Source organism: Microbacterium sp. ABR10, from assembly GCF_057812175.1.
This window is the reverse complement of record NZ_CM173821.1, coordinates 1,037,432-1,062,054: the sequence shown is the minus strand read 5'-3', so window position 1 is coordinate 1,062,054 and position 24,623 is coordinate 1,037,432. Positions and strand designations below refer to the sequence as shown.

Annotated in this window: 28 protein-coding genes, 1 pseudogene and 1 riboswitch; of the genes and pseudogenes, 13 read left to right on the top strand and 16 right to left on the bottom strand. The window is 70.5% G+C overall.

Annotated elements, in window-relative coordinates; genetic code table 11:
- Positions 1–325: 325 nt before the first annotated feature.
- The 3 genes from ACXKZF_RS04785 to ACXKZF_RS04775 all read right to left on the bottom strand — a co-directional run bounded on the left by ACXKZF_RS04785 (position 326) and on the right by ACXKZF_RS04775 (position 1,479).
- Positions 326–679 carry a hypothetical protein gene (locus ACXKZF_RS04785; protein ID WP_488985554.1) on the bottom strand — a complete coding sequence of 118 codons (354 nt, stop codon included), beginning with the start codon at positions 677–679 and terminating at the stop codon, positions 326–328.
- Between the two features lie 69 nt (positions 680–748).
- Entirely contained in the window at positions 749–928 is a 180-nt protein-coding gene (locus ACXKZF_RS04780; RefSeq protein WP_488985553.1) for a hypothetical protein, read from the bottom strand.
- The gene (locus ACXKZF_RS04775) at positions 925–1,479 is read right to left on the bottom strand and encodes a MarR family winged helix-turn-helix transcriptional regulator (RefSeq protein WP_488985552.1); all 555 of its coding nucleotides are present in this window, start codon (positions 1,477–1,479) and stop codon (positions 925–927) included. Before ACXKZF_RS04775 ends, ACXKZF_RS04780 begins: the two co-directional genes overlap by 4 nt.
- A 111-nt stretch (positions 1,480–1,590) precedes the next feature.
- Here ACXKZF_RS04775 and ACXKZF_RS04770 point away from each other — a divergent pair, with 111 nt between their 5' ends.
- From ACXKZF_RS04770 to ACXKZF_RS04760, 3 genes are all read left to right on the top strand, one after another.
- Positions 1,591–1,974 (top strand): DUF7882 family protein, encoded by a 384-nt coding sequence (locus tag ACXKZF_RS04770; protein WP_488985551.1) that lies wholly within the window; start codon positions 1,591–1,593, stop codon positions 1,972–1,974.
- Between the two features lies 1 nt (position 1,975).
- Positions 1,976–2,317, top strand: coding sequence for a hypothetical protein (locus tag ACXKZF_RS04765; RefSeq protein WP_488985550.1), 342 nt, complete (start codon positions 1,976–1,978; stop codon positions 2,315–2,317).
- 102 nt (positions 2,318–2,419) lie between these two features.
- Entirely contained in the window at positions 2,420–2,569 is a 150-nt protein-coding gene (locus ACXKZF_RS04760) for a hypothetical protein (RefSeq protein WP_156459247.1), read from the top strand.
- Positions 2,570–2,645: 76 nt separating this feature from the next.
- On the opposite strand, the gene ACXKZF_RS04755 is transcribed toward ACXKZF_RS04760, so the two are convergent.
- The 5 genes from ACXKZF_RS04755 to ACXKZF_RS04735 form a co-directional block, all read right to left on the bottom strand.
- Entirely contained in the window at positions 2,646–3,377 is a 732-nt protein-coding gene (locus tag ACXKZF_RS04755; protein ID WP_488985549.1) for a hypothetical protein, read from the bottom strand.
- A gap of 188 nt (positions 3,378–3,565) precedes the next feature.
- The gene (locus tag ACXKZF_RS04750; RefSeq protein WP_488985548.1) at positions 3,566–4,396 is read right to left on the bottom strand and encodes a DNA-formamidopyrimidine glycosylase family protein; all 831 of its coding nucleotides are present in this window, start codon (positions 4,394–4,396) and stop codon (positions 3,566–3,568) included.
- A gap of 2 nt (positions 4,397–4,398) precedes the next feature.
- On the bottom strand, positions 4,399–5,880 hold the full coding sequence (locus ACXKZF_RS04745) for a phytoene desaturase family protein (protein WP_488985547.1): 1,482 nt from the start codon (positions 5,878–5,880) through the stop codon (positions 4,399–4,401).
- Positions 5,877–6,380, bottom strand: coding sequence for an SRPBCC family protein (locus ACXKZF_RS04740; protein ID WP_488985546.1), 504 nt, complete (start codon positions 6,378–6,380; stop codon positions 5,877–5,879). The genes ACXKZF_RS04745 and ACXKZF_RS04740 overlap by 4 nt, the downstream gene beginning before the upstream one ends.
- Positions 6,381–6,520: 140 nt before the next feature.
- The gene (locus ACXKZF_RS04735) at positions 6,521–7,696 is read right to left on the bottom strand and encodes a sensor histidine kinase (RefSeq protein WP_488985545.1); all 1,176 of its coding nucleotides are present in this window, start codon (positions 7,694–7,696) and stop codon (positions 6,521–6,523) included.
- A 110-nt stretch (positions 7,697–7,806) separates the two neighbouring features.
- Here ACXKZF_RS04735 and ACXKZF_RS04730 point away from each other — a divergent pair, with 110 nt between their 5' ends.
- Positions 7,807–8,079 carry a hypothetical protein gene (locus ACXKZF_RS04730; RefSeq protein WP_488985544.1) on the top strand — a complete coding sequence of 91 codons (273 nt, stop codon included), beginning with the start codon at positions 7,807–7,809 and terminating at the stop codon, positions 8,077–8,079.
- Positions 8,080–8,143: 64 nt separating this feature from the next.
- Here ACXKZF_RS04730 and ACXKZF_RS04725 read toward each other — a convergent pair whose 3' ends face one another.
- The 5 genes from ACXKZF_RS04725 to ACXKZF_RS04705 all read right to left on the bottom strand — a co-directional run bounded on the left by ACXKZF_RS04725 (position 8,144) and on the right by ACXKZF_RS04705 (position 12,701).
- Positions 8,144–9,457 (bottom strand): hypothetical protein, encoded by a 1,314-nt coding sequence (locus ACXKZF_RS04725; RefSeq protein WP_488985543.1) that lies wholly within the window; start codon positions 9,455–9,457, stop codon positions 8,144–8,146.
- 129 nt (positions 9,458–9,586) lie between these two features.
- Complete coding sequence (locus tag ACXKZF_RS04720; protein WP_055958207.1) at positions 9,587–9,910, bottom strand: DMT family transporter; 324 nt, start codon at positions 9,908–9,910, stop codon at positions 9,587–9,589.
- A 10-nt stretch (positions 9,911–9,920) separates the two neighbouring features.
- Positions 9,921–9,985, bottom strand: a riboswitch (guanidine-III (ykkC-III) riboswitch).
- 198 nt (positions 9,986–10,183) lie between these two features.
- On the bottom strand, positions 10,184–11,044 hold the full coding sequence (locus tag ACXKZF_RS04715; protein WP_488985542.1) for a CPBP family intramembrane glutamic endopeptidase: 861 nt from the start codon (positions 11,042–11,044) through the stop codon (positions 10,184–10,186).
- Positions 11,041–11,763 carry a tRNA (guanosine(46)-N7)-methyltransferase TrmB gene (gene trmB / locus ACXKZF_RS04710; protein ID WP_488985541.1) on the bottom strand — a complete coding sequence of 241 codons (723 nt, stop codon included), beginning with the start codon at positions 11,761–11,763 and terminating at the stop codon, positions 11,041–11,043. The genes ACXKZF_RS04715 and trmB overlap by 4 nt, the downstream gene beginning before the upstream one ends.
- A 104-nt stretch (positions 11,764–11,867) precedes the next feature.
- Entirely contained in the window at positions 11,868–12,701 is an 834-nt protein-coding gene (locus tag ACXKZF_RS04705) for a DUF3097 domain-containing protein (RefSeq protein WP_488985540.1), read from the bottom strand.
- Positions 12,702–12,837: 136 nt separating this feature from the next.
- On the opposite strand from ACXKZF_RS04705, the gene ACXKZF_RS04700 reads away from it, so the two are divergent.
- The 4 genes from ACXKZF_RS04700 to ACXKZF_RS04685 all read left to right on the top strand — a co-directional run bounded on the left by ACXKZF_RS04700 (position 12,838) and on the right by ACXKZF_RS04685 (position 17,120).
- Positions 12,838–14,940: a TPM domain-containing protein gene (locus ACXKZF_RS04700; RefSeq protein WP_488985539.1), complete on the top strand. Its 2,103-nt coding sequence runs from the start codon at positions 12,838–12,840 to the stop codon at positions 14,938–14,940.
- A gap of 93 nt (positions 14,941–15,033) precedes the next feature.
- Positions 15,034–15,789 carry a PspA/IM30 family protein gene (locus ACXKZF_RS04695; RefSeq protein ID WP_055958222.1) on the top strand — a complete coding sequence of 252 codons (756 nt, stop codon included), beginning with the start codon at positions 15,034–15,036 and terminating at the stop codon, positions 15,787–15,789.
- Positions 15,790–15,855: 66 nt separating this feature from the next.
- Complete coding sequence (locus ACXKZF_RS04690; protein WP_055958225.1) at positions 15,856–16,668, top strand: arginase family protein; 813 nt, start codon at positions 15,856–15,858, stop codon at positions 16,666–16,668.
- Positions 16,665–17,120, top strand: coding sequence for a Fe-S oxidoreductase (locus tag ACXKZF_RS04685; protein ID WP_488985538.1), 456 nt, complete (start codon positions 16,665–16,667; stop codon positions 17,118–17,120). The genes ACXKZF_RS04690 and ACXKZF_RS04685 overlap by 4 nt, the downstream gene beginning before the upstream one ends.
- A gap of 183 nt (positions 17,121–17,303) precedes the next feature.
- Here the strand turns inward: ACXKZF_RS04685 and ACXKZF_RS04680 are convergent, their stop codons facing one another.
- The 3 genes from ACXKZF_RS04680 to ACXKZF_RS04670 all read right to left on the bottom strand — a co-directional run bounded on the left by ACXKZF_RS04680 (position 17,304) and on the right by ACXKZF_RS04670 (position 19,153).
- A complete protein-coding gene (locus ACXKZF_RS04680; RefSeq protein ID WP_055958233.1) occupies positions 17,304–17,768 on the bottom strand; it encodes an SIP domain-containing protein in 465 nt (154 codons plus the stop codon).
- Between the two features lie 177 nt (positions 17,769–17,945).
- The gene (locus tag ACXKZF_RS04675) at positions 17,946–18,659 is read right to left on the bottom strand and encodes a tyrosine-protein phosphatase (RefSeq protein ID WP_488985537.1); all 714 of its coding nucleotides are present in this window, start codon (positions 18,657–18,659) and stop codon (positions 17,946–17,948) included.
- Positions 18,656–19,153: a carboxymuconolactone decarboxylase family protein gene (locus tag ACXKZF_RS04670; RefSeq protein WP_488985536.1), complete on the bottom strand. Its 498-nt coding sequence runs from the start codon at positions 19,151–19,153 to the stop codon at positions 18,656–18,658. Before ACXKZF_RS04670 ends, ACXKZF_RS04675 begins: the two co-directional genes overlap by 4 nt.
- A 158-nt stretch (positions 19,154–19,311) precedes the next feature.
- Between ACXKZF_RS04670 and ACXKZF_RS04665 the strand changes: the two genes are divergently transcribed.
- The 5 genes and pseudogenes from ACXKZF_RS04665 to ACXKZF_RS04645 all read left to right on the top strand — a co-directional run.
- The gene (locus ACXKZF_RS04665; RefSeq protein ID WP_488985535.1) at positions 19,312–20,229 is read left to right on the top strand and encodes an alpha/beta fold hydrolase; all 918 of its coding nucleotides are present in this window, start codon (positions 19,312–19,314) and stop codon (positions 20,227–20,229) included.
- A gap of 158 nt (positions 20,230–20,387) precedes the next feature.
- Positions 20,388–21,899, top strand: a complete 1,512-nt coding sequence (locus ACXKZF_RS04660) for an ABC transporter substrate-binding protein (RefSeq protein ID WP_488985534.1) — start codon at positions 20,388–20,390, stop codon at positions 21,897–21,899.
- Positions 21,896–22,846 (top strand): ABC transporter permease, encoded by a 951-nt coding sequence (locus tag ACXKZF_RS04655; protein ID WP_488985533.1) that lies wholly within the window; start codon positions 21,896–21,898, stop codon positions 22,844–22,846. Before ACXKZF_RS04660 ends, ACXKZF_RS04655 begins: the two co-directional genes overlap by 4 nt.
- On the top strand, positions 22,843–23,712 hold the full coding sequence (locus tag ACXKZF_RS04650) for an ABC transporter permease (protein ID WP_488985532.1): 870 nt from the start codon (positions 22,843–22,845) through the stop codon (positions 23,710–23,712). Before ACXKZF_RS04655 ends, ACXKZF_RS04650 begins: the two co-directional genes overlap by 4 nt.
- A pseudogene (locus ACXKZF_RS04645) lies at positions 23,709–24,482 on the top strand (ATP-binding cassette domain-containing protein); the annotation flags it as partial. The gene ACXKZF_RS04650 and the pseudogene ACXKZF_RS04645, both read left to right, overlap by 4 nt.
- Positions 24,483–24,623: the final 141 nt, after the last annotated feature.

The following is a 24,623-nucleotide window of genomic DNA, read 5'->3' as shown; positions in this document are numbered from 1 at the left end:
TTTCCTTCGGTGATGCGCTGCTGCGCGGTGAGTGAGCCACAGACCTGAGCGCACTCCCCCACTCGAAGGGAAAGAGAAACGCCCCGACCTGACGGTGCGGGGCGTGAGAAGACAGTGTCTAGACGACCGGCGCCGGAGGGTACGACGAGGGGAGAAACGGCAGGTACTGCTGCTGCTCCGGACGCAGATCGCGCTTAGCGGTCATCGCCTCGTCCTTTCTCGACTCGTCGCGCCAACCGGCACGGACTTGCGAACTTAGTGGATGCCGCACGCCCATCGCAAGGCTTCCGCTCCACACATCGCCCGGCGGTTCACCGGCGTGGGATCAGCCCTGGGTGGGCTGGTCGAAGTCCCAGTCGATCAGTTCGTCGTTTCCACCGGGGTCGGGCTCGACGGCGCGGAGGCGCGCTCGGGGGAAGAGACGGTGGGCGCGTAACTCCTCAACTGCGGCGGCGAAGTCCGGCTCCTCGCCGTCCCACTCGAGGGGAGCCGAGAGCACGTCGTTGCCGACGCCGATCACCAAGTCCGCCTGAGCGACCTTCTTCGCGTCCGTGACGATGGGGATGCTGACCGCTTCGGCCTGCCCCTCTTTCGCCACCGCCGCGGTCAGCTCAATCAGCGACGCGGCGACGTCGTCGGTGGTCATCACGGTCTCGCCGGCATAGGTCACGCATCGCATTCCCCCACCCTGGGGTCCGATCGGACGGCGAGGGGGTGGGTTGCCGGGATGCGACCGGTGGGGTACGCCTCAACCCCTGCGCTGGGTGGACCGGAACATCGCTTCGTCGAGCTCGAACCACACCGCGCGCACGGTGTCGAAGTCGCCGAAAGGTTCGGGCTGCGGGTCGTCGAGCGACAAGCGGTAGCCACGAGGCAGGTCGTCCACGTGTTGTCCGTCGCGCGGTCCGCCGACGAGCACGTAGATCACGGCGAATCGACCGCGGGCGCCTCGGCGGCCACGCCGTCGACGGCATCGCTCATGCGCCGAAGGAAGGCGACGACGGCCGCCGACTCGTCGGGCGTCATATCGATGACTGCAGCCAGCATCCGGTCGTGCATGTTCCCCAGCGTCTGCCGGACTTCTTCGTCAGCCCGCGGCGTGACCGCGATGAAGATGCTGCGGCGGTCGTCGGGGTTGGCGGAGCGCGTGATGTGGCCGGAGCGTTCCAGCCGATCGAGGATCGCCGTCGTAGACGCCGTCGACAGTCCCAGGTACCGAGTCAGCTCCCCCGGACGGACCTGCCTCTTCTGGTCGCGAAGCAGGTAACGCAACACCAGCAGCTCATTCTCACCCATCGACATCGAGTCGCGCGTGCGTCGTCGCATTGCCACCTCGGCGGCACGGTAGACCCGCAGGGATTCGAGCACGGCCTTGCTGCGCTGCCGACGGTCCGCCGGCTCGTCGCCGTACCAGTAGGTGACGTGGCTGCCAGCGTCCGGTGTCGAGGGTGCGCGGGGCGTGGTTTCGACATCCGTCATGTCACACCTCCGCTCGTATCGCGACTATACAGCGCAAATAATAGTTAGGCAAACTAGTTACTAAGCGAGTATGTTCTCAACACAGCTAATCGCTTTCGAAGGGAGCACCCCATGGGCCACCTGTATTACGGAACGTCGACCGAATCGATCCAGATTCCCGACCGCCTGCTCTCACACCTCAAGGTGGTCACAACCACCAAGCTCCGCCGCAGCGAGAGCTTCACCCTCAGCTGGGCCCATGTCGACGGCACCCCCGGTCGTTCCACCCTCTGGCTGCAGCCGGCGATCCCGCTGCGCTTCGTCTTCGACTCCGCGGAGCCCGAATCCCTCGACGCCGCGACGCTGAAGTCCATGGCCGACATGGCGGGCTCCTCCGCGGGTCTCATCGTCGACCTCGACGCGGACATCCCCACGGCCGAGGTCGGCCCGCGTCCCGCGCCTGCCCGCTCGACTGAGCGCTCCGGCCGTCGCGCTGCACTTTCTGCGGCGGCCTGACATGGCCGTCACCTCCGCTCCTTCCGCCGCTCCCCTGTCGGCGGTCCGTATCCTCTGGGTCAAGGTCGACGCCGGCTTCTGGGTCGCCCATCGTGGCGGTGAGTACTTCGGCTGCGTCGACGCCGTCGCCGGCGGCTTCGTCGCGCGTGACGCCCACGGCGTCCCCATCGGCCGATACGACGTGCTCGCCGAGGCCAAGGCATCGCTGCGTTCGACGACGCACCCGACGAATACGGTGCGACGTCGGAGAATGGAGCGTACGTCCTTGGTTGCCGCCACGGCTCTCGGCTCAACCGCCCTCGTGTTCGCGCTGACCGCCGGGGCGATGGCGCCCTACCTCTGAGAACGGTTTCCCGCTCGCCGTCACCGCGAGCGATGTCGACCCCCTGTACAGGGCACGCAACGCGTGTCACGGTCGTCACTCCACCGACGAACGGAGTCCTTCATGGCCGACCGCCACGCACACCCCGATGACGCCCCCGACTCGCAGTCGAACGGCGCGGGCAGTGAATCCCCGGAAGAGGGTGCTGCCGCTCAGCAGGATGCAGACGACGCAGCGACGACGGATGGTTCCCCCACCGGCGACATCGGCTGAACATCCTCCACGCGGTCAGGTCTCGCTCCCTCCGTCCCGGAGGTGCGCGGCCTGGAGCGCGGGTTGCAGACGCCGTCTACGAGCCCGCGATAGAGATGGACGCGGTGGTCGAAACGCCCTCGCACGACACGGTGAAGGTGATCGTTCGTGCGCCCCCGGGATTGAGGAACAACTGCGTCGTGTAGCTCCCGCGGTCTGAGCTGTCGGGGGTGCTCCCCCCGAGCTGATCGCGCCACGTGCCCCCTTCGCTCGCAACGACGGACACCGTGCGATAGGGGACACCGCTGCCGCTCGCGCTTTTCAGCGTTCCGGACACGTTGATGTAGTACTGGTTGGTGTCGCCGGAGAACGACCTCGAGAGGTTCACCGTGATGGAAGCCACGGGGACGAAGACGTAGGAGAAGGACGCCGTGGTGGCGAGACCGTTCGAGAGGGCGGTGACGCTGGCGGTCTGCGATGTCTTCACGCGGGCGACCGACGCCGTCGTCGAGAACGTCCCCGCGGTCGTCAGGGAGAAGCTCGTCCGAGCCAGCGTGACGTTGGCGTCGGAGCTCGACAAGGTCAGCCTCTGACCGCGCACCGCACCCTCGTACTTTCCCGTGACACTCACGCTGCCGCCGACGGGCACGTCGGACACCTGCGAGAAGGTCAGGGTCAGAGCGGACGTACTCGCCGCCGAGGCGGGTGAGGCGGTGGTGACGATGATCGCCGGCACCGCCCACGCGGCGGCGCCGACGACAGCACGTCGAGACATCGCGTGGGAGTCGACCTCGCTCACACGCTCGTCGGCGTAAGCCTCTTTCGTCATGTCTCCGTCCCTTCGTTCGCGGACTCTTCCCGTCTCGCCGAGCGTGGCAGCTTTCCCCGTCGCCGCCCGCCTCTTCGCCCGGGGGCGAGGACTTCCGAGCCGTAGTTCACCCGTCGATGGGTACAGGACGCTCGGACACGTCACCCGTGTGACGCATGTCAGGCACCGTGGGCGCCGGCAGCATCGGTCTACGCCTGCTCCCGAGTTCCCGCCCCGTCGCCCGACGGCGCCGGCTGACACCGTGGGCACCACCAGGTGCGACGCCGCTCGGGGTCGTTCGCCACCTCGTCGCGCACGCGCACCCGCGTCCCGCAGCGGAGGCACGGTCGCCCCGCCCGGCCGGCGACCCAGTGCGACGATCCCTTGCGACGATCGCCGGTGGTCACCTGGTACATGCCCGGCACCGTCGCCGAAATCCGTAGGCATCGCGCGGCGAGCGCGATGAGCGCACCGAGATCGGTGGCCCCGATCGGGGCGAAGGGATGGACACCGCGCAGGAAGGCCAGCTCGTTCACCCACAGGTTGCCGAGTCCTGCGATGCGCGTCTGGTCCAGCAGCGCCGCCACGAACGGACGGTCGGGACGCGCGGACAACCGGCGGACTGCTTCAGCCGCGTCCCAGTCCTCCCGAAGGGGGTCGGGACCGAGATGCCCGACAACATCGTGCTCCCGGGCGGTGGGGAGGAGGTCGACCACCGGGAGGTCGAGGCCCCACACCTCCCGCCCGTCTTCGAGGCGGAGGCGTACGCGCGCCTTCTCACGCGCCGCGGAGGGCAGCGCCCGACCCGCCCGTATGATCGTCCAGCTGCCCTGCATGCGCAGATGGGTGTGGAGGGTCGAAAGGTCGTCGAAGCGCGTGAGCAGGTGCTTGCCGTGGGTGTCGTGCGCGATGATCGATCGTCCCGCGAGCGAGACCCCCGCACCGTTGCCGGACCGCAGTTCGCCGTCGATCACGCGGGTGCCGCAGGTCGCGGCATCCAGGCGCTGTCGCAGACGGTAGACGCTGTCCCCCTCGGGCACCGTCAGGGAGCCGTCGGCGAGAGCTGGTCCGCGCGCGGCGCCAGATCGGGGCGGAGGCGCGTGCCGAATTCGTGCCGCAGGGCACTGAGCGCCGCCTGCCACCCCGCAAGACCGTGTACGCCGGGACCGGGACTCGTCGATGACGAGCACAGATAGACGCCCTTCATGGGCGTGCGCCACGGATCGGGGCTGTAGACCGGCCGACCGAGGAGCTGCGTCAGGGTCGGCGCGCCCGCGGAGATGTCTCCGCCGGGGAAGTTCGGGTTCCACGCCTCGACGTCGACCGCCGTGCGTGACGCGGAGGCGAGGATCGTGTCGCGGAACCCGGGAGCGAAGCGTTCGATCTGCGCCACGACGGCGGCCTCGCGGTCGGCGGGGCTGCCCGCCGGCACGTGCGTGTAGGCCCAGAACACGTGCTTGCCGGCGGGCGCGCGCGTCGGGTCGAACAGCGTCGGCTGCGCAGACAGCACATACGGCGCATCGGGCAGGTCCCCGCGGGCGACGGCGTTCTCGGCCGCGGCGATCTCGGCTCGGGTTCCGCCCAGGTGCACGGTCCCCGCCCGCGAGACGTCCGCGTTCGTCCAAGGCACGGGCTCCGACAGCGCGAAGTCGACCTTCGCGACACCGCCCCCATAGCGGAAGCGTTCGAGGGCCCGACGGTAGGCCGCGGGCATCCGCTCTCCCGCCAGGGCGATCAGGGCGCGCGGCGTGGTGTCGAGCAGCACCGCGCGAGCGGGCGGGAGCTCGTCGAGCGAGGTGACCTCGACACCGGCGCGCAGCACTCCGCCGTGTGCCCGAATGTCGGCGATCATGGCATCGGCGATCGCTTGGCTGCCGCCCACCGGTATCGGCCACCCGCGCCCGTGCCCGTAGGTGGCGAGCACGAGTCCCGCGCCCCCGGCGGCGAGGCTCGGCTGATGCAGGATCGTGTGGGCTGACACGCCCGTGATCAAGCTCGGTGCGACCTCTTCGCGGAAGCGCGCGTTCCACCAGGGTCCCCCCTGCTCGAGAGCCCGGATGCCGAACAAGAACGCCGCGAGCGGGTCACCCGGTATGCGCAGCAGCGCGTTGCCCGTGAAGTCGGCGACCCCACGAAGGTGGTCGACGAGCGGGCGCATGAGTCGCTCGTAAGCCGGCCCATCGACCCCGAGCCCCTCCGACGCTCGAGCGAGGTCGCGGAATGCGAGGCCCGCCCGCGCCCCGTCGAGCGGATGGGCGTAGGAGATCTCGGGGACGGTCAGGCGGATGCGGCGATCGAGGCCGAACTCGCGGAAAAACCACGACTCCAGAGCCAGCGGATGAACGGCCGACCCCACGTCATGGCGGAAACCCGGGAGCGTGAGCTCCGCCGTCGAGGCCGCTCCCCCGAACGTCGCCGACCTTTCGTAGACGGCGACCGACAACCCCGACCGTGCGAGCGTGACGGCCGCGGCAAGGCCGTTCGGGCCCGAACCGACGATGATCGCGTCGTAGCTCTCGCTCATCGGTCGATCGGCTCCTTCTGGGCGGTGGACTCGTGTCCGATGGCGGCGGCACCGCCGTCGGTGCCGGGGGCGCCTCCCTCGGCAAGATAGGCGAGGCGGTGCAACGTCTCGGCGTTGCGCCACCGTGTGACCGCATCGAAAACCGTGTCGGGGAGGATCCGGGTGGGGCCGGTGACCGGTTCCTCCTGGATCCGCACGACGCACGCGTCGCCGCGCGGCTTGACGTCGATCGCGACACGGGCGACGCCGATGGGTCCGCCGTGCGGCTCCATCACCGCGCGGTACGGCGGGTCCCACACGCGCATGACCGTCGTGTCATCGACCACCAGGGGCCACGAGCCGAACGAGTGGTGCAATCTCGCCCCCTCGGCGGGCCAGGTATCGCCGACGTCGCGCATGCGCGAGGTGCCGACGACCCAGAGGGGGTACAGCCACCCGTTGGCGAGGACGCGGAACACGTCGTCAGGGGTGCAGTGCATCAGGCGGACGTTGCGTGCCATGGATTGTTCCTCCTCGTCGATGCGATGGACGGATGCCGCGACGCAGCCGTCCCGACATCGCCCACGCTACGGCCCGCCGACGTCGGCGGTCGCCGAGGTTGCGCCGCGACGCGCGGCCGGGTACCGCCTCACGGGAGTCCTCACCCCGTCGCCGGCAGGACGAACCACGCACGCGTACCGCCGGTCGGTGAGGCATCGAGTCCGATCGATCCCCCGTGCGCATCGACGATGCGTCGGCAGGTCGCCAGACCGATGCCGATGCCCTGCACCTCGGACCCGTGTCCTCGCTGCATCGGTTCGAACAATCGATCGCGCAGCTCCGGGGCGACGGCGTCGCCGTTGTCGTCGACGCTGACGCGCCACCCGTCGGGCAGCGTCTCCACGCTCACACGGATCACGGGGACTCTCTCGGCCGCCACGGTGAACTTCACCGCGTTGGCGATGAGGTTCTGCAGCAGCACGCGCAGCAGGGTGTCATCGCCGCGGACGAAGGTGGAAGCGTGGACCGACACCCGGGCTCCCGCACGAACGACCACGCCGTCGAGGTCTTCCAGGACGGCATCCACCGTGTCGGCGATGTCGACGTCGGTGAGGTGCGGCCGCGTGCCGCCGATCCGCGCGAAATCCAACAGGTCGCTCACCATCGTCGTCATGCGCGAGGCGGCGGCTTCCGCGCGGGCGAGGGACTGCGCAGCGCGCGGAGCCTGGCCCATCTCGGGGCTGTCCGCGGCGAGCTCGAGGAAGCCGGCCAGCGCGGTGAGCGGATTACGCAGGTCGTGGCTGACCTGTGTCGCGAAATCCTCGAGCAGGGCGTTCGATTGCAGCAGATCCCGCTGTACGCGGCGCAGTTCGAGGACGTCGATCACCTGCCCCGCGAGAAGGTCGAGACCGTGGGCCGCGGCATCCGACAACTCACCGACCTCCGTGTCGAAGACGCACAGCGTGCCGATGGAGACGCCCGCCGGGGTGATGAGCGGACTCGACGCGTAGAAGCGCGTCAGGGCGATCTCCCCCGTGACGAACGCGTTCGTGGCGAAGCGGACGTCGAGGCGGGCGTCGGCCACGACGACGCGGCGAGGGTCGGAGATCACGACCGCGCACATCGAATCCTCACGCGCGCACGACGCCGCCTGTACGCCGACCGCGGCGATCTGGTGCTGCATCCGGTCGTCGATGATGTTGATCACCGCCGTCGGCACGCGGCACACCGTCGCGGCGAGCTCCACGAGGCCCTGCAGGTCGGGCTCGGTGGGTTCGCCGACCACGCGGTACTGCGCGATCGCCTCCCGCCGGGTCACATCCTGCGCCGTCGACACGTCATCCCCTCGCGGTCGTCCTCCTCGTGAGCCTAACGGTCCCGGTACACCGTCCCGGGCGGATCAGGAAGGGGCTCGCGCGCGCCGGCCGGATCACGAAGAGTCGGAACATGAGCACCCCCGCGTTCCCCCAGACACCGTCCGAGCCCGGCGCCCCCGCCCCCGGGGAGCCCGTCGCGCCCACCCCCACCGAGCCGACGGCGCCCACCCCGGCGGAGCCCACGATCCCCCTTCCGCCCGAGACCGCGCCCGCGCCCTCGTCCGGCGGCGCTTTCGCGCAGGACGACGACACCTCCGGCGTCGGCTCCGCCGAGATGGATGCCGACAACGCGGTCGAACAGGACATGATCGACGCCGTCGACCCCGGCGGAAGTCCCGACTGACGACCCCGCGACGAAGAAGAGGGCGGAGCCGAACGGCTCCGCCCTCTTCTTCGTCAGGTGGGGATCACGGGTTGCCGCGGGTCCACAGCAGCAGGATCGCCACGGCCTGGAGCACGAGGCAGCCGGCGAGGATCGCCACCCGTCGACGCGGGGTCGACGACCACCGCTCATCGCCGAGCAGGGGTGCCATGGGCATGAGCAGACGGAACGTGCTCTGCTGCGGCAGGAACACCGCGAGGATGTACACGCCGTAGCTGAAGCCGTAGGCGACGACCATCAGGCCGAGCTTTCGTACCGGTCGCGACCACATCAGGGCGAGGAAGCCGACGATGAGCGCGATGACGAGGATGATGCCCACGACGCCCAGGTGCGTCCCGGCCTGCCGGAACCACGGGGTGAACGGGGTGAACTCGTCGTTGCCGACGTAGTCGAGCCACCAGCCGAGCTCGGTGCGGATGTACGCGTTGTGGGTGCCGGTGACGTACTGGGCGATGTGGTTCCACGACAGCCCCGTCACCGCGATCGCGAGACCGGAGGCCATCAGCGGCGCCCATTCCTTCATCGGGAACGGGTCAACCCTGCGGCGGAAGAAACGCACGAGGAACACGATGCCCAGGGCAAGGCCGAGAGCGAGCACGCCGGGTCGCGTGTACGCGGTGAGGACACCGATCGGCAGGATCCACAGGTAGCGACGTTTGATGGCCAGCAGCATGCCGGCGAACATCAGCAGCATGAACAGGCCCTCGCTGTAGCCGATCACGAAGAGGAACGACATGGGCGCGAAGGAGAAGAACACCACCGCCCACCAGGCCGGCTGGGGCTTGGTGACGGTGCGCATGAGCACGAACAGCAACCAGGTGGCGCCGAGGCTCGCACCCAGGCTGAGCAGCACCGACACCGGCTGCCATCCGAGACCGGTCGCACCCGAGATGGCGCGTATCAGGCTGGGGAAGACGGGGAGGAACGCCCAGTTGTTCGGCAGGATGTCGCCCGAGACGTTCATCGGGAGCGACATCGGGTAGCCCTCGGCCGCGATCTGTCCGTAGCGGTCGGCGTCCCACCCGGTCAGGTAGTCGAAGAAGGTGCCGAGGCGCTCGCCGTCAGGACCGAAACCCCAGCGCGCGGCCTTCGCGATCGAGTAATAGCCCCACAGCATCCCGAAGTTGACCACGCGCGCCACGGCCCACAGCAGCAGGATGCGCGTGAAGGCGCCACGCTCGATGGGGACGATGCCCTCGGGCTTGCGCAGGACATCGTGCCCGTACTGACGCAGTGCCCGACCGATGCGCGAATCGCGCAGGCGGTCGAGGCGACGCGGTGGTGCGATGACACGCGAAGGACGCGTCGGGGAGACAAGCTCGCTCGGCGGTGCGCTCACTCGGAACCTTTCACAAGGGAAGATGTGGGCGAGTGACGACGGTGTCGGGCCCGGATAAGTGCAGGAAACCAGATGGTACCGGATGGAAATGTGCGTTCCATCCCGTTGACTTCCAGGGAAACCCCCTGATCAGTGGGTGTCTCCGACGAGCTTGAGGCCGATGACGCAGCCGACGAGGCCCAGCACGAGCAGAACTTTCACCACCGAGATCGCCTCCGCGCCCGTGACCATGGCCACCACCACGGTCAGCGCCGCGCCGATTCCCACCCACACCGCGTAGGCGGTACCGGTGGGGATGTCGCGCATCGCGAAGGCGAGGCCCCCCATGGACACCACCAGTGCCGCACCGAAGATCACGCTCGGCCAGAGCTTCGTGAACCCCTCCGACCGGCCGAGGGCCGTGGCCCACACGGCCTCGAGGACACCGGAGAGGATGAGGATGATCCACGACATGACTGTGCTCCTTGGCCAGTCTTGTCGCTGTCCGGGTACTGATCCCTCGTCCGGTGACGCGGTAGGCGTCCGGTGGCCACGATACCGAGCGCACCTGGGCAGTGCCCGTGCAGTCCGGCATCCGCCCTCTCCACGACCACGCATTAACGCTCCCCACGCGCAGAAACACGCTGTGCTCGCGTTTGTGGGCGCCGATCGCGTTTATGCGTGGGGGGGGAAGTGGGGCGACGCGAAATCGACCGGACAGAGCGGCCGGGCTCACGGCATCCGGGGTCAGATGAGGAAGATGGATGCCGCGCCGGGATTGTGGGCGTGCACGAGCACGCCGAAGACGACGGCGTCGAACAGCAGGTGCACCGTCACGACGTACCAGAGCGACCGCGTCTTGAGGAAGAGGAACCCCTGCACGATGGCGAAGGGGACGGTCAGCAGGGGCCCCCACGCCTGGTAGCCCAGCTCCCACAGGAACGACACGAACACGATCGCCTGGAGCAGGTTGGCGGTGAGATCGGGGAAGTGACGGCGCAGCAGCACGAAGACCGTGCAGATGAAGAACAGTTCGTCCCAGATGCCGACCGCGCCGACGCCGACGAACAGTCGCGCGATGAGATCAGGGGTGTTCACGACGGGCCAGTTCATGTAGACGCCCGAGGTGATGAAGTAGAACGGCAGGATCAGGTAACCGAGCACGATGACGCCGGCCAGCCACGCCCACTGCCACCCCGTCCACCGCCCACCGCCGCGCCAGGGGAAGCGGATCGCGTAATCGCGGTAGACGAAGCGCGAGATGACGTAGGGCACCACCACCGCACCGCCGAGGGCGAGCGTGAAGCGGACGAAGGCGGCGTTGTCGAGCTCAGCCTGCAGGGGAATGAGGCTGACGATGAACTGGCCGATCGCGATCAGGGAGACGTCGCGGGCGATGCTCGGTTCTTCGCCACGCGCGAGCGGCACTCCGGTGCGACGGTCGATGAGCACCCCGGATGCCACGGCCAGTGCGAGGAGCACCCACCCGAGCCAGACGACCTGCACGACGAAGAGCGCGGGGGCGGCCAGGCACACCAACAGCGCCGGGATGAGCTTGGGCGTCCACGTGGAGCGCTCGCGCACGGGTACCGCGGTGTGCGCGGTCACGGCGAGACCCGCGTGTACGTGAGGTCGCGGATGTCGCGCCCGACGCGCAGGCCCTTGTTCTCGAAGGCGGTGAGCACGCGCCCCGCGAAGCGCTCTGCCCACTCCCCCGCGAACGCCCGCTCGAAACCGGGAGCCGCGTCCAGCACGTCGCGCATCTGGTCGGCGTAGTCCTGCCAGTCGGTGGCCAGGCGCAGGGTGCCACCGGGGCGTACGGCCTGGGCTGCGACGCGGGCGAAGTCGGGGGCGACGAGACGGCGCTTCGTGTGCTTGTTCTTGTGCCACGGATCGGGGAAGAACACCCAGAGCTCGTCGACGGATGCCGCGGGCAGCAGGTGTTCGAGGGCCTCGGGCGCGTTGGCCTCGACGAGGCGGAGGTTCTTCACGCCGTCGCGGTCGGCGTCGAGCATCGTCCGGGCGAGTCCGGCCGTGAACACCTCGACGGCCAGGAAGTCGCTGTCGGGATCGCCGGCTGCGGCCGAGACGATCTGGTGGCCCTGGCCGGAGCCGATCTCCACGACCAGTCGCGCGCGGCGACCGTAGACCTCTTCGACGTCGACAGCCGTACCGGCCTTGACGCTGGTCGTGGCGGCTGCGCGCACCACGGGCAGCAGGTAGAACGGCGACAGCTCGGCCCATGCGCGGTCCTGGGCCTCCGACATGCGGCCGCTGCGACGCACGAACGACACCGGCTTGTCACGGAAGACGGGCGCGGCATCCATGTCGCCCACGCTATCCGCCGCGTGAGGGGCCGCTTCGTGTCGCTCAGCCGACGCGGAGGCGGCGGATTCGGCCCCCTCACGCGAGAGGGAACGCTTGCGGCCGCTCACGGGACGGTCACGAAGTCGATGAGCTCCTCGACGCGGCCGAGAAGGGCCGGCTCGAGGTCGCGGAAGGTGGTGACGCGCGACAGGATGTGCTGCCACGCGCGGGCGGTGTCGGCCTGCTCCTCGGCGGGCCAGCCGAGTGCGCGGCACACCCCGACCTTCCATTCGATGCCCCGGGGCACTTCGGGCCACGCGACGATCCCGAGGGCGCGCGGGGTGACGCACTGCCAGACGTCGACGAAGGGGTGCCCGACGATGCGCACGTGCGCGCCATGACGGCCGCGGGCGATCTTCTCGGCGATGCGCGACTCCTTGGAGTTCGGCACGAGGTGGTCGACCAGCACGCCGTAGCGGCGCTCGGCGGTGGGAGGCTCGGCATCCAAGGTCTGCTCCAGCAGGTCGACGCCCTCGAGGAACTCCACGACGACGCCCTCAGCGCGCAGGTCTGCGCCCCAGACCTTCTCGACGAGTTCGGCGTCGTGCTTGCCCTCGACGAAGATGCGGCTGGCCCGCGCGGTACGGGCGCGCTGGTCGGCGGCGGCGAAGGATCCGGATGCCGTGCGGGTGCGGCCCTTCGCGGCGGGTGCCGGAGCCGTGAGCACCGCCGGCGCACCGTCGACGAGGAAGCCCCCTCCGAGGGGGAACAGGCGGCGCTTGCCGAATCGGTCCTCCAGCTCGACGTTCATCCCGTCGACGCGGGTCACCGCACCGACGTAGCCGTCGCCGGCGACCTCGACGACGAGGTCGGTGGATGCCGCGATCTGCGCCGGCTTCTTCCGTCCGGCGTCGCGCCAGCCGCGGGCGAGCACATCGGTGCCGTAGCGGTCGTCCATCTGTACCTCCGAGGGTCCGAGCCTAGGCGGCGGTGCTGTGCGCTGACAGCGGACGCGCCGATCCGGTCCCGTGGCGACGCCCGGATGTCGGAGGTCGTTTGTAGGGTGGGACAGTCCGGCGACCGAAGGGGGAAGCATGCGAACGCCCAGGGCGGCACACATGCTGGCCACGCTGTTGATCGTGTCCGTCGGCGTTCTCGTCGCCCCACTGAGTGCCTCCGCGGTTCCCCCGCCGTCGCTGGGCTCCAGTTACGTGATCGACCGAGCCGACGCGCTCACCGACGGCGAAGAGGCCTCCGTCCAGAGCCGCATGGTGTCGCTGCGCGAGCAGACCGGGCTCGATCTGTGGGTCGTGTACGTTCCGGAGTTCACCGACCCGCCGGGGGCCGCCGACTGGGCGAACGAGACGGCGAACCGCAATCAGTTGGGCCCCGATCAGTACGTGCTCGCCATCGCCCTCAGCGGCGACACCTTCGCGTACTACCTCTCCGGAGACGCCGAAGACGGCGACCTGTCTGCCGCGCAGCTCGGTGAGATCGAGCAGAACCGCGTGCAGCCGGCTCTCGAGGCGGGCGACGACGCGGGAGCCGCCATCTCGGCCGCCGACGGGATCCGCGCCGCGCACATCGAGGCCGGTGGGGGCGAGCCCGCCCCTCCCCCCTCGCCCGCCGGCTCCGGCGGACCCGCGCTCGGCCCCATCGTGCTCGTCGGACTCCTGCTCCTGGCCATCGCGATCGGTCTCGTGTGGTTCGCGCTGCGACGCCGGAAGCAAGCCGCCGCCGGCACCACGAACGCCCCCACCGAGAGCATCGACGATCTGTCGCGGCGGGCGGGCTCGGCGCTGGTCGCGACCGACGACGCCGTCAAGACCAGCGAGCAGGAGCTCGGTTTCGCCCGCGCCCAGTTCGGCGACGAGGCGGCGGTGCCGTTCACCGAGGTGCTGACGCAGGCGAAGGCCGACCTCGACCGGGCGTTCTCGCTTCAGCAGCAGCTCGATGACGATGTGCCCGAGACCGCCGAGCAGCAGCGCGCCGCGTACGCCGAGATCATCCGCCTGTGCACCAGTGCAGACGAGGCCCTGGATGCCAAGGCCGCGGCCTTCGACGAGCTCCGCGCCCTCGAGGCCGACGCCCCGGCGGCCCTCGCGGCCACGCGGGAGCGGCAGGCAGCGGCCGACGCCGCATTGACGACGGCCGAGGCCGACCTCGTGCGGTTGCGCGAACGCTTCGCCGACGACGCCCTCGAGGCCGTCGCCGACAACCCCGCGCAGGCCCGAGAGCGTCTCGACTTCGGCATCGCGCAGTCCCGTGCGGCGGAGACCGCGCTGGGCGAGGGCCGCACTGGTGAGGCCGCCGTGGCGATCCGCGCAGCTCAAGCTGCCGTCGCCCAGGCCGAGACCCTCGAGCGCGCCATCGCAACGCGGGGCGATGACCTCACCGATGCGCAGCAGCGCGCAGCGGCGCTCGTCGCCGAGATCGAGGGCGATCTGGCCGCGGCCGCGCGCCTACCCGATTCCGACGGACGTGTCGCCGCCGCGACGACGTCGGCACGCAGCCAGCTCGACGCCGCCCGCGGCGCCCTGGGCGGCGCCCGCACCAGCCCGCTGCGGGCGGTCGACATGCTGCAGCAGGCGAACACCACGATCGACACCGTCCTCGACGCGGTCCGTGACGAGACAGAGAGGCGTCGGCGCGCCGAAAGCCAGCTCGACGCCACGCTCGCGCAGGCGCGTGCGCAGGTCTCCGCGACCGAAGACTTCATCTCCGCGCGGCGGGGAGCCGTCGGGCCGACCCCGCGCACGCGCCTCGCCGAGGCCGGCGCCGCCGTCGTGCAGGCGCAGCAACTGCGCGCGACCGACCCCGTCGCCGCCCTCGCGACCGCCCAGCGCGCGGCCCAGCTGGCCGGCGAGGCGGCCTCGCTCGCCCAGAACGACGTCGGCGCCTTCGGAGGCGCGGGCGGCTTCGGCGGCACGGGCGGCGGAGGCGGCATGATGGGGGCCATCCTCGGCGGCATCGCGGTCGACGCCCTGCTCGGCGGCGGGCAGCGCCGTGGCGGCTTCGGTGGCGGGGCCCTGGGCGGCCTTGGCGGCGGCTTCGGTGGCACCGGCGGCGGGCGCTCACGCGGCGGAGGCTTCGGCGGCGGCTTCTCCGGAGGGGGACGCAGCCGTGCCGGTGGGGGCGGCGGCTTCTCCGGCGGCGGACGCGGCCGCGCCGGCGGGGGGAGCGGCAGACGCCGCTAGTCCACCCCTCGCGGGCACCCCGTCCGATCACAGAGAATTCGTAGCATCCGACACCAGACTCGACATCGTCGCCCTCAGGAAGGAACACCCCGCATGGCCAAGCAGTCCATCTTCGGTCGCATCTCGACCCTCGTCCGCGCGAACATCAATTCGCTCCTCGACCAGGCCGAGGACCCGCAGAAGATGCTCGACCAGCTCGTCCGCGATTACTCGAACTCGATCGCCGACGCCGAGTCGGCGATCGCCGAGACGATCGGCAACCTCCGCCTGCTCGAGCGCGACCACCAGGAAGACATGCAGGCCGCGGCGGAGTGGGGCAACAAGGCCCTCGCCGCCAGCCGCAAGGGTGACGAGCTCCGCGCCTCCGGCAATGCCGGCGAAGCCGACAAGTTCGACAACCTCGCCAAGATCGCCCTGCAGCGGCAGATCTCGGCCGAGGGCGAGGCGAAGTCGGCCGCTCCCACCATCGCGGCGCAGACCGAGGTCGTCGACAAGCTCAAAGACGGCCTGAACGGCATGAAGGGCAAGCTCGAGCAGCTCCGCGCCAAGCGCAACGAGCTCACCGCTCGCGCCAAGGTCGCCGAGGCGCAGAACAAGGTGCACGACGCCGTCAAGTCGATCGACGTGCTCGACCCCACCAGCGAGCTCGGTCGCTTCGAAGACAAGATCCGGCGCGAAGAGGCCCTGGCAGCGGGCAAGCAGGAGCTCGCCGCCTCCAGCATCGACGCCCAGTTCAACGCGCTCGACGACGTGGGCGAGCTCACCGAGGTCGAGGCGCGACTGGCCGCCCTCAAGGTCGGCGGACCTCAGCGTGCCGCGATCGACGCACCCAGCCCCGACCAGGTCTGACATGCTCGTGAGTGCACCGCCCGCTCGTCCGGGCGGCGCACTCACGTCTTGCGGCGAGGAGCACCCGTGACCCGATTCATCGTCGCCCCGCAATGGCAGGGGTCGTCGTCGTCACGCGCCATGCAGCTCATCGACGGCGCCGAGGCCATCGCCGGAGACCTGCCGCGCAGCTCGACCACCGTGCTCGACGTGCCCACCGAGGCCGGCGACGCCCAGGGGACGGGGGTTCACCGCCTCAGCGCGCTGGTGCGCATGCGCGAGCGCATCGAAGACGCCGTCCGCGGGTCCGCCGAGCCCGCGATCGTCGTGGGCGGCGACTGCGGAGTCGCCCTGGGCTCGCTCACGCCCGTCGCCGGAGACGATCTCGCGGTGGTGTGGATCGACGCGCACGCCGACCTCAACACCCCCGCGAGCTCCCCCAGCGGCGCCTTCCACGGCATGGTGCTGCGCGCGATCGCCGGCGAGGGCGAGAGTCTCCTGCGCCTCGAGCCCGGAATCCCTCCCGCGCGCCTCGTGCTCGCGGGCACGCGGTCACTGGATGCCGAGGAGCAGCGCTTCATCGAGCATCACGGCGTGCGGGTCGTCGCCCCGAGCGAGATGGCCGACCCCGACGTGCTGGCCGACGCCGTGGTCGCGACCGGAGCGACTCGCGTGTACGTCCACGTCGACCTCGACGTGCTCGACCCCGCCGAGGTGGCGGGCGTCGCCCTGCCCGAGCCCTTCGGTGCCCGCACCGTCGACGTCGTGGCATCCATCCGACGATTGCGGGAACGACTCCCCCTCGTCGGCGCGACGCTGACGGAATTCTCGCCGTCGTCGCCGGTGGCTGCCGTCGATGACCTCGGCACGATCCTGCGGCTCGTGGGAGCCCTCGCGTGAGCCCCATCCCCCGACCTCCGGCCGGGTGGCGCGAGCGCACAGACAGCGCGGTCGCTCGCGGGCGACGGTTCGATCGCTTCATCCCGGCCGTGCTGCTCGACACGCCCGTCAGCCGGATCGGCTACTGGTACGGCTGCGCCCTCGGGTGGACCTGGGGATCCGTGTGGAGTACCGGCCGCATCGAGAAGCGGGCGGGTCTGTGGGTCTTCCGGGGGCTTCCGTCGTGGGCGTTCCCCCGCGGCGGCGTGTGTGTGGGCGCCTGCTTCCTGACCGGCGACGACCGTCCGACCGACACGGTGCTCAGACACGAGGCCGTGCACCGACGCCAGTGGCGCCGCTACGGATTCCTCATGCCGGTGCTCTACGCGCTGGCCGGGCGTGATCCACTCCGCAACCGCTTCGAGATCGAGGCGGGCCTGATCGAGGGCAACTACGTGCCGCGCGGCAGCTGACGCGCGGGCCTCGACCGGCACCGGGACAGCTCGCGACGAGACGACGTCCGTGGGCGAAGCACGGTGGGGTGCCTCGGCGTCCGCGCCCGGTCGATTCACTTACGTGCGCCGCGAGAGGTCGTCCGCGAAAAGGATGCACCGCGAGGCTCTCGCAGGGCGGACAGGCGCCGGAGCGCGTCGACGTCAACGCGCGGTCGCGAGACCGAAGCGCTCGGGAGTGTGGATGGCCAGCGCGGCGACGCCGTGACGGCTCATCAGGTCGTCGACGATCTCGGCCGTCCCGAGGTAGCCACCCAGCAGCACCACGCGGGTCGCGTCGTCGTCTGCACAGAGCATCTCGCCGGCCCAGCCCGAGACAGCGCGCGCGAGAGCCTCTCCGGGGGCGCAGCCACGGCCGGTCCCGGGGGCGCCGGCCCGGCGGGAGCGGTCGAGCCAGGTGAGCGTCATGCGCGCCGGGGCGGCGACGGAACCCATCCACGACTCGTCGGGGACCTCGATGAACACGCGTCCGGTCGAGCAGATGGGCAGCGTGGCCAACAGCGTCTCGAGCTCGACGAGAGAGGTCTCGTCGGCCGTCACGAGATGCTGCACGCGCGTGTGCCGCGACGCCCGGCAGGCGGCGGCGTTGTGCTCGGTGGACGTGGTCATGATGGCATCCACTATACCCCCGGCGAAGGGTTGCCTTACCTGACTTCGCACCCTGTATCTCGACATCGAGGCGGTCGCCGAGCAGGAGCCGCGGCCGCGGGTCGTCCGCCGAGGCGAGACCGCCACCTCGCGTCCTACGATCCCGCTGCCATCCCCGGGCGCGGCGTGCGTGACAGGTCAGACGACCAGCATCTCTCGCAGTCGGCGCAGCTCGTCGTCGGTCACACCGTGCGCGCGCAGGTAGCCGGCCGGGGAGCCGTGCTCGCGGTCGAGGCGTTCGAGCAGCGTGCGCATGACCGGCGCCGGGGACCGCGTCGCCAACGCCTCCGCGTGCACGGCGCGCGGGTGCAGGGCACGGATGGCCCGCAGCACGGCGGCGTTGCGTTCGGCCGGGAGAAGTTCCTCTGTGCGGGCGTAGTCGGCGATCACGGCCTCACGGTCCACCCCGGCGGCGTCGAGTGCGATGGCGACGGTGACGCCCGTGCGATCCTTGCCGACGGTGCAGTGCACGAGCACGGGCTGCGCGCTCAGGATGCCGCGCACCACCGCGACGACGCGGTCGGCGGAATCGTCGACGATCGCGGCGTACAGGGCGTCGAGGCTCAGGTCTTTCGCGAAGAAGGACGCGACGGAGCCGAGGAAGAGCGGTTCGTGCTGCACGTCGACGGCGAGATCGTCCAGACGGCTCGGAGCGTGGGCCACCTCGGCGTCGTCGCGCAGATCGATGACGCGTCGGATGCCGAGCTGACGGAGTGTGCGGACACCGGCGTCATCGACGGCGACGAGGTTGCCCGACCGGAACAGCACCCCGTCGCGCGTGCGTCCGTCGCCGGCGCGCAGACCGCCGACGTCGCGGAAGTTCGTCGCACCCGAGACCAACGACGCCGTCATACGTCGTGCCCGCGGGACGCTTTCGCGGGCGCGTCTGTGCGCGGCGGTACCGGGTAGCGGCCGGCGATGGCCACGCGATTGAACGCGTTGATGGCCACCAGGACCCAGCTGAGGGCGACGTACTCCCGCTCGCTCAGGATGCCGCCGGCCTGATCGTAGACGTCGTCGGGGATGCCGTCCTCGTGGATGAAGGTGAAAGATTCGGTCAGCTCGAGCGCGGCCCGCTCGCGTTGGTCGAAGACGCCCGACTCGCGCCACGTGGCGATCTGCGCGATGACATCGGCGTCGAGTCCGGCTTTCACCGCCGCCTCGACGTGAACGCGCACGCAGAAGGCGCAGCCGTTCAGCTGCGAGGCGTGGATCTGCACGATCTCGCGCAGGCGAGCGTCGAGCCCGGCGTCGGCTGCGAGCCGGCCGACCGTGGTCGAGAACGACCGCAATGCCGCGTACGCCTCGGGGGCCTTCTTCGACAGGTGCACGCGTTCCTCGGCCATGGCCACAGCCTATGGGCCGCCGTGCGCGCACGGGTCGGGATGCCGAGGGTCGCGGCTTCGGCACCCGGCGAACACCCCCGTCGCCCGAACGACCGGGCCGTGACGCCCCGCGGCACGGCGGTGGCGTCGGCGTCGACAGCGGTGACAGGCTGGGTGCCATGCCCGAGCTCGACGAGTTCTCCTTCCTGCCCGCGCAAGCCGCCTCCCTGGGACGTGCGGAGCCGACGGTGCACCGCGTGCGCCTGACGCTCTCCGACGGTCGTTCCCTCAGCGGTTTGGCGTGGGGCGACGCACCTCCGCGCGTGACGCTGCTGCACGGCGCCGGACTCAATGCCCACACCTGGGACACGACGCTGCTGCATCTGGGTGCGCCGGCCCTGGCGCTCGATCTGCCCGGCCACGGCGATTCGTCGTGGCGCGACGACGCCGCCTACGTCGCCCGCATCCTCGCGCCCGATGTCGTGGCGGCGATCGAGGCCTGGAGCGACCGGCCGCAGACGCTCGTTGGCCACTCGCTCGGCGGGCTCACGGCGGCCGCGGTCGCGGCATCCCGGCCCGATCTCGTGTCGCAGCTCGTGATCGTCGACATCACCCCCGGCGTCGATCCCAGCGCGGGCCCCGCGCAGATCCGTGCCTTCTTCGCCGGCCCGACCGACTGGGCATCGCGCGACGAGCTCGTCGACCGCGCGCTCTCCTTCGGTCTCGGCGGCACGCGCGAGGCGGCAACCCGCGGCGTCTTCCTCAACTCGCGGGTTCGACCCGACGGACGGGTGGAGTGGAAGCACCACTTCGCCCACCTCGCGGCCGCTGCCGCGAACGCGGGCGCCGATGCGACGACCCCCGACGCGGTTCGAGAGGTGCTGGCCACCACGGGGTGGGACGACATCGCCGACGTGGCGCGTCCGATCACCCTGGTTCGCGGCGAGCGCGGTTTCGTCACATCCTCGGATGCCGGGGAGTTCACGCGTCGCGTCCCCGGCGCCGAGGTGCGCACCCTCCCCACCGGCCACAACGCGCAGGAGGAGAACCCCGGCGCTCTCGCCGCGCTGCTCGCCGACGCCCTGTCGAACGACTGAGCGCGAGCGGTCGACCGAGGAGTCCCCCCGGGTCACAGGCCGTCGCGCACCGTCACACGCGGAGGGGAGGGAATACGGGTGAAAGTAGGCTGTTCCCACCCCTGCACGGCATCCACCGCACCCTCGATGCCTTCGGCCTGCGAAAGGACAACCCCGCAATGCTGCGCCGCACCACCCTCGCCACGAGTGCGCTTCTCGTCGGAGCCCTGCTCCTCACCTCCTGCACCGGTTCGAACACCGCACAGAACCCGACGGGCGAGGCGAATCCGGATGCCACTCTCACGGTGCGCCTGTCGCTCGAGCCGTCGAACCTCGACATCCGCCGTACCGGTGGTGCCGCCCTCGAGCAGGCACTGGTCGACAACGTCTATCAGGGACTCGTGACCCGCAACGCCGACGACGACAACGCCATCACCCCGGCCCTGGCGACGGAATGGAACGTGTCGGCCGATGGCCTCACCTACACCTTCGCCCTGCGCCAGGGGGTGACCTTCCACGACGGCAGCGAACTCGCCGCCGACGACGTCGTCGCCTCCTTGCAGACAGCGAAAGACGATGCGACCATCGCCGACAGTTCCGGCCTCGCCGGTGTGACCTCGATCGCCTCCCCCGACACGTCGACCGTCGTGCTGACGCTCGCACAACCCAACATCGACTTCCTCTTCACCCTCACCGGCCGGGTCGGTCTCATCTTCAACAGCGGCGACACCACGAACCTCCAAACCGCCGCCAACGGCACCGGACCGTTCACGGTCGCGAGCTGGAACACGGGTCAGAGCCTCACGCTCGCGCGCTTCGACGGGTACTGGGGAGAGAAGGCCGGCGTCGCCGAGGTCGTGCTCGACTACATCCCCGACAACAGCGCCGCCATCAACGCCGCCGTCAGCGGCGACCTCGACGTCGCTCTTGAGATCGACCCCGAGCTGCGGGGACAGCTCGAGGACGGCGGTGACTTCACGATCGAGTCGGGCCTGACGACCGACAAGGGCACCCTGGCGTTCAACAACCAGCGGGCTCCCCTGAACGACCAGCGGGTGCGCGAGGCCCTGCGCCTGGCGATCGACCATGACGCCCTCGTCGAGACCCTCGGCTACGGCGACACCCTCTACGGCCCCATCCCGCCGCTCGACCCCGGCTACGAAGACCTCGCGGGCTCGCTCGCCTTCGATCCGGACCGGGCCCGTGAGTTGCTCGCCGAGGCCGGCGCGCAGAACCTGAACCTGACGCTGACCATCCCCAACGTCTATCCCGGCACGATCGCCACGTTCTTGGTGTCCTCGTTCGCCGACGTGGGCGTCACTCTGCAGGTCGAGCAGGTCGACTTCACCGCCTGGTTGCAGGACGTCTACACGAACAAGGATTACGACCTCAGCTTCGTCCGCCACGTCGAGGCGCGCGACTTCGGCAACTGGGCCGATCCGTCGTACTACTTCGGCTACGACAACGCCGAGGTGCAGGGCCTCTACGCCCAGGCACTCGCCACCACGGACGAGCAGCAGTCGTCCGACTTCTTGGCCGAGGCCGCGCGGATCGTGAGCGACGAGGATGCGGCCGACTGGCTGTTCCTGTCGACACCGCTCACCGCGGTGGGCACGAACGTCGCGAACTTCCCGAAGAACTCCCTCAACGTGCGCCTGCCGCTGGCCGGTGTGACGGTCTCGTCGGAGTGATCCGCTACGCGCTGACACGGCTGGGCCTGCTCGTGCTGGGCCTGGCCGTGGCCAGCGTGCTGATCTTCCTCTCGCTACGCGTTCTCCCGGGCGACGTCGCGCAACTCATCGCCGGCGGCGAAGCGACACCCGCGCAGATCGCCGCCGTGCGCGCGAGTCTCGGCCTCGACGTGCCGCTGTGGTCGCAGTACGGCGACTGGATCGGCGGATTGCTGCGCGGCGACCTCGGCACCTCCCTCGTCACGGGCACCTCGGTCGCCGCGGAGCTGGCCGACAAGGCGCGGGTCACCGTTCCGCTCGCGGCCATGTCCCTCACGGTCGCGATGCTCGTCGGCATCCCGTTCGGGGTGCTGTCTGCTCTGGGACGTCGCCGCGCGAGCGGCACCGCGGTGAGTGTCGTCGCGCAGGCGCTGGCGGCCGTACCGGTGGTCTGGGCGGGTCTCATGCTGGTGGTGGTCTTCTCGGTGTGGCTGGGCTGGTTGCCGCCGCAGGGCTTCCCCCGGGCCGGATGGGACGACCCCGCAGCCGCCTTCCGCGCGCTCGTGCTGCCTGCCGTGACCATCGGCGTCGTCGAGGGAGCCATGCTCCTGCGCTTCGTGCGCAGCGCCACACTCCAGGCGCTCGGCCAGGACTACGTGCGCACCGCCGCGGCGAAAGGTCTCACCCGCACGCGCGCGCTCCTCAGCCACGGTCTCCCCAATGTCGGGCTCTCGGTCATCACCGTGCTGGGGCTGCAGATCGCCGGCGTCATCGTGGGAGCGGTGATCATCGAGCAACTGTTCACGCTTCCGGGCATCGGCCGCATGCTCGTCGGCGACGTCGCCTCGAGAGACCTCCCGAAGGTGCAGGGGGAACTTCTCGCGCTGACCGGTTTCGTCCTTTTCGTGGGATTCCTCGTCGATCTCGTCCACCGTCTCGTCGACCCTCGCCAACGGGAGGCCGCATGACCACCCTGCGACGTCTCTGGGGGCTCGGAACCGGCCGATTCGGCATCCTCATCGTCCTTCTCGTGCTGGTCACGGCGCTGGTGTCTCTCGTGTGGACGCCGTTCGATCCGGCGGCCGTCGATGCGCGGGAGCGCTGGAGCGACCCGTCGTGGCCGCACGTGCTGGGCACCGACAACAGCGGTCGCGACATCGCGAGCCTGCTCATGGCGGGCGCGCGCACGACGGTGATCGTCGCCGTCGGGGCGGGGGTGGTCGCCTCGGTGCTCGGAGTCGCCCTCGCGGCCCTCGGCTCGCTGACGACGCGGTGGGTCCGCGAGAGCGTCGCGGTTCTCGTCGACATCCTGATCGCCTTCCCGGTGCTCATCATCGCGATGATGATCTCGGCGGTGTGGGGCGGCTCGCTGGCGGTCGTCATCTGGGCCGTGGGCATCGGCTTCGGTGTGAACGTCGCCCGCGTGACACGGCCGGAGCTACGCCGTGTCCTGCACAGCGATTACGTGCTCGCCGGACGCGCGAGCGGTCTGACGACTTGGCAGAACCTCACCCGGCATCTCCTGCCCAACGTCGCACCGGTGTTCATCGTGCAGCTGTCGTGGGGCATGGCGGTGGCGGTGCTCGCCGAGGCGGGACTGTCGTACCTCGGCTTCGGCGCCCCGGTCACTCAGCCCTCGTGGGGCGTGCTGCTGAGCGACCTGCAGGCGTACATCGCCGTGCATCCGCTGACGGTGGTGTGGCCGGGCATGGCCATCACGGTCACCGTACTGGGGCTGAACCTGCTGGGCGACGCCCTGCGCGAGGCCGCCGATCCCACCCTCTCCGAGCGCGCGCCCTCCGCCCGCCTGCACGTGCCGGGGGTGGTCGCGTGAGCCTCGAGGTGACCGACCTTCGCGTCGAGATCGGCGGACGCCCGGTCGTCGACGGGGTCTCGTTCGCCGTGCCCGACGGCGCACGAGTGGGCATCATCGGCGAATCCGGCTCGGGCAAGTCGCTCACCGCCCTGGCGATCCTCGGACTCCTGCCCGACGGGGCGCGGGCGCGCGGCAGTGTGCGGTGGAACGGGCGCGAGATCCTGGGGCTCCCCGACCGGGAGCTCGCGCGCCTGCGCGGCGACGACATCGGCATGGTGTTCCAGGAGCCCCGCACCGCGCTGAACCCCATCCGCACGGTCGGCCGGCAGATCGGCGAGTCCGTGCGCATCCACGAGCGCATCTCGCGCCGCGAGGCGCTGCGCAGGGCGGTCGCAGAGGCGGAGCGCGTCGCGCTGCCCGACCCCGAGCGCATCGTCTCGCGGTACCCGCATCAGCTGTCCGGGGGCCAGCGCCAGCGCGTCGCGATCGCCATGGCCCTCGCCTGCCGCCCGCGGCTGCTCATCGCCGACGAGCCGACGACCGCGCTCGATGTGACGATCCAAGCGGGTGTCCTCACGCTGCTGCGCACCCTGGTCCAGGATGCCGGCATGTCCCTCGTCTTCATCACGCACGACCTCGCGGTGCTCGCGCAGGTCGCCACCCACGCTGTCGTCCTCGAGCACGGCCGGGTGGTCGAGCAGGGCGGTGTCGCCGACCTGCTGCACGCGCCGTCGTCGCCGGTCACGCAGGCCCTGCTGCGCGACGCGACGGCGACACTGTGGCATCCCGAGCGTGCGCATCCATCGGTCTCGGATGCCGCGGCGGCGGCCGTCCAAGACGGACCCGCCCTCACCGCGCCGAGCGGCGGGGCGATCGATGCCTCCGTGGCGGGCGAGGATGGCGCCACCCCACCGACCGCCCCCACGGAA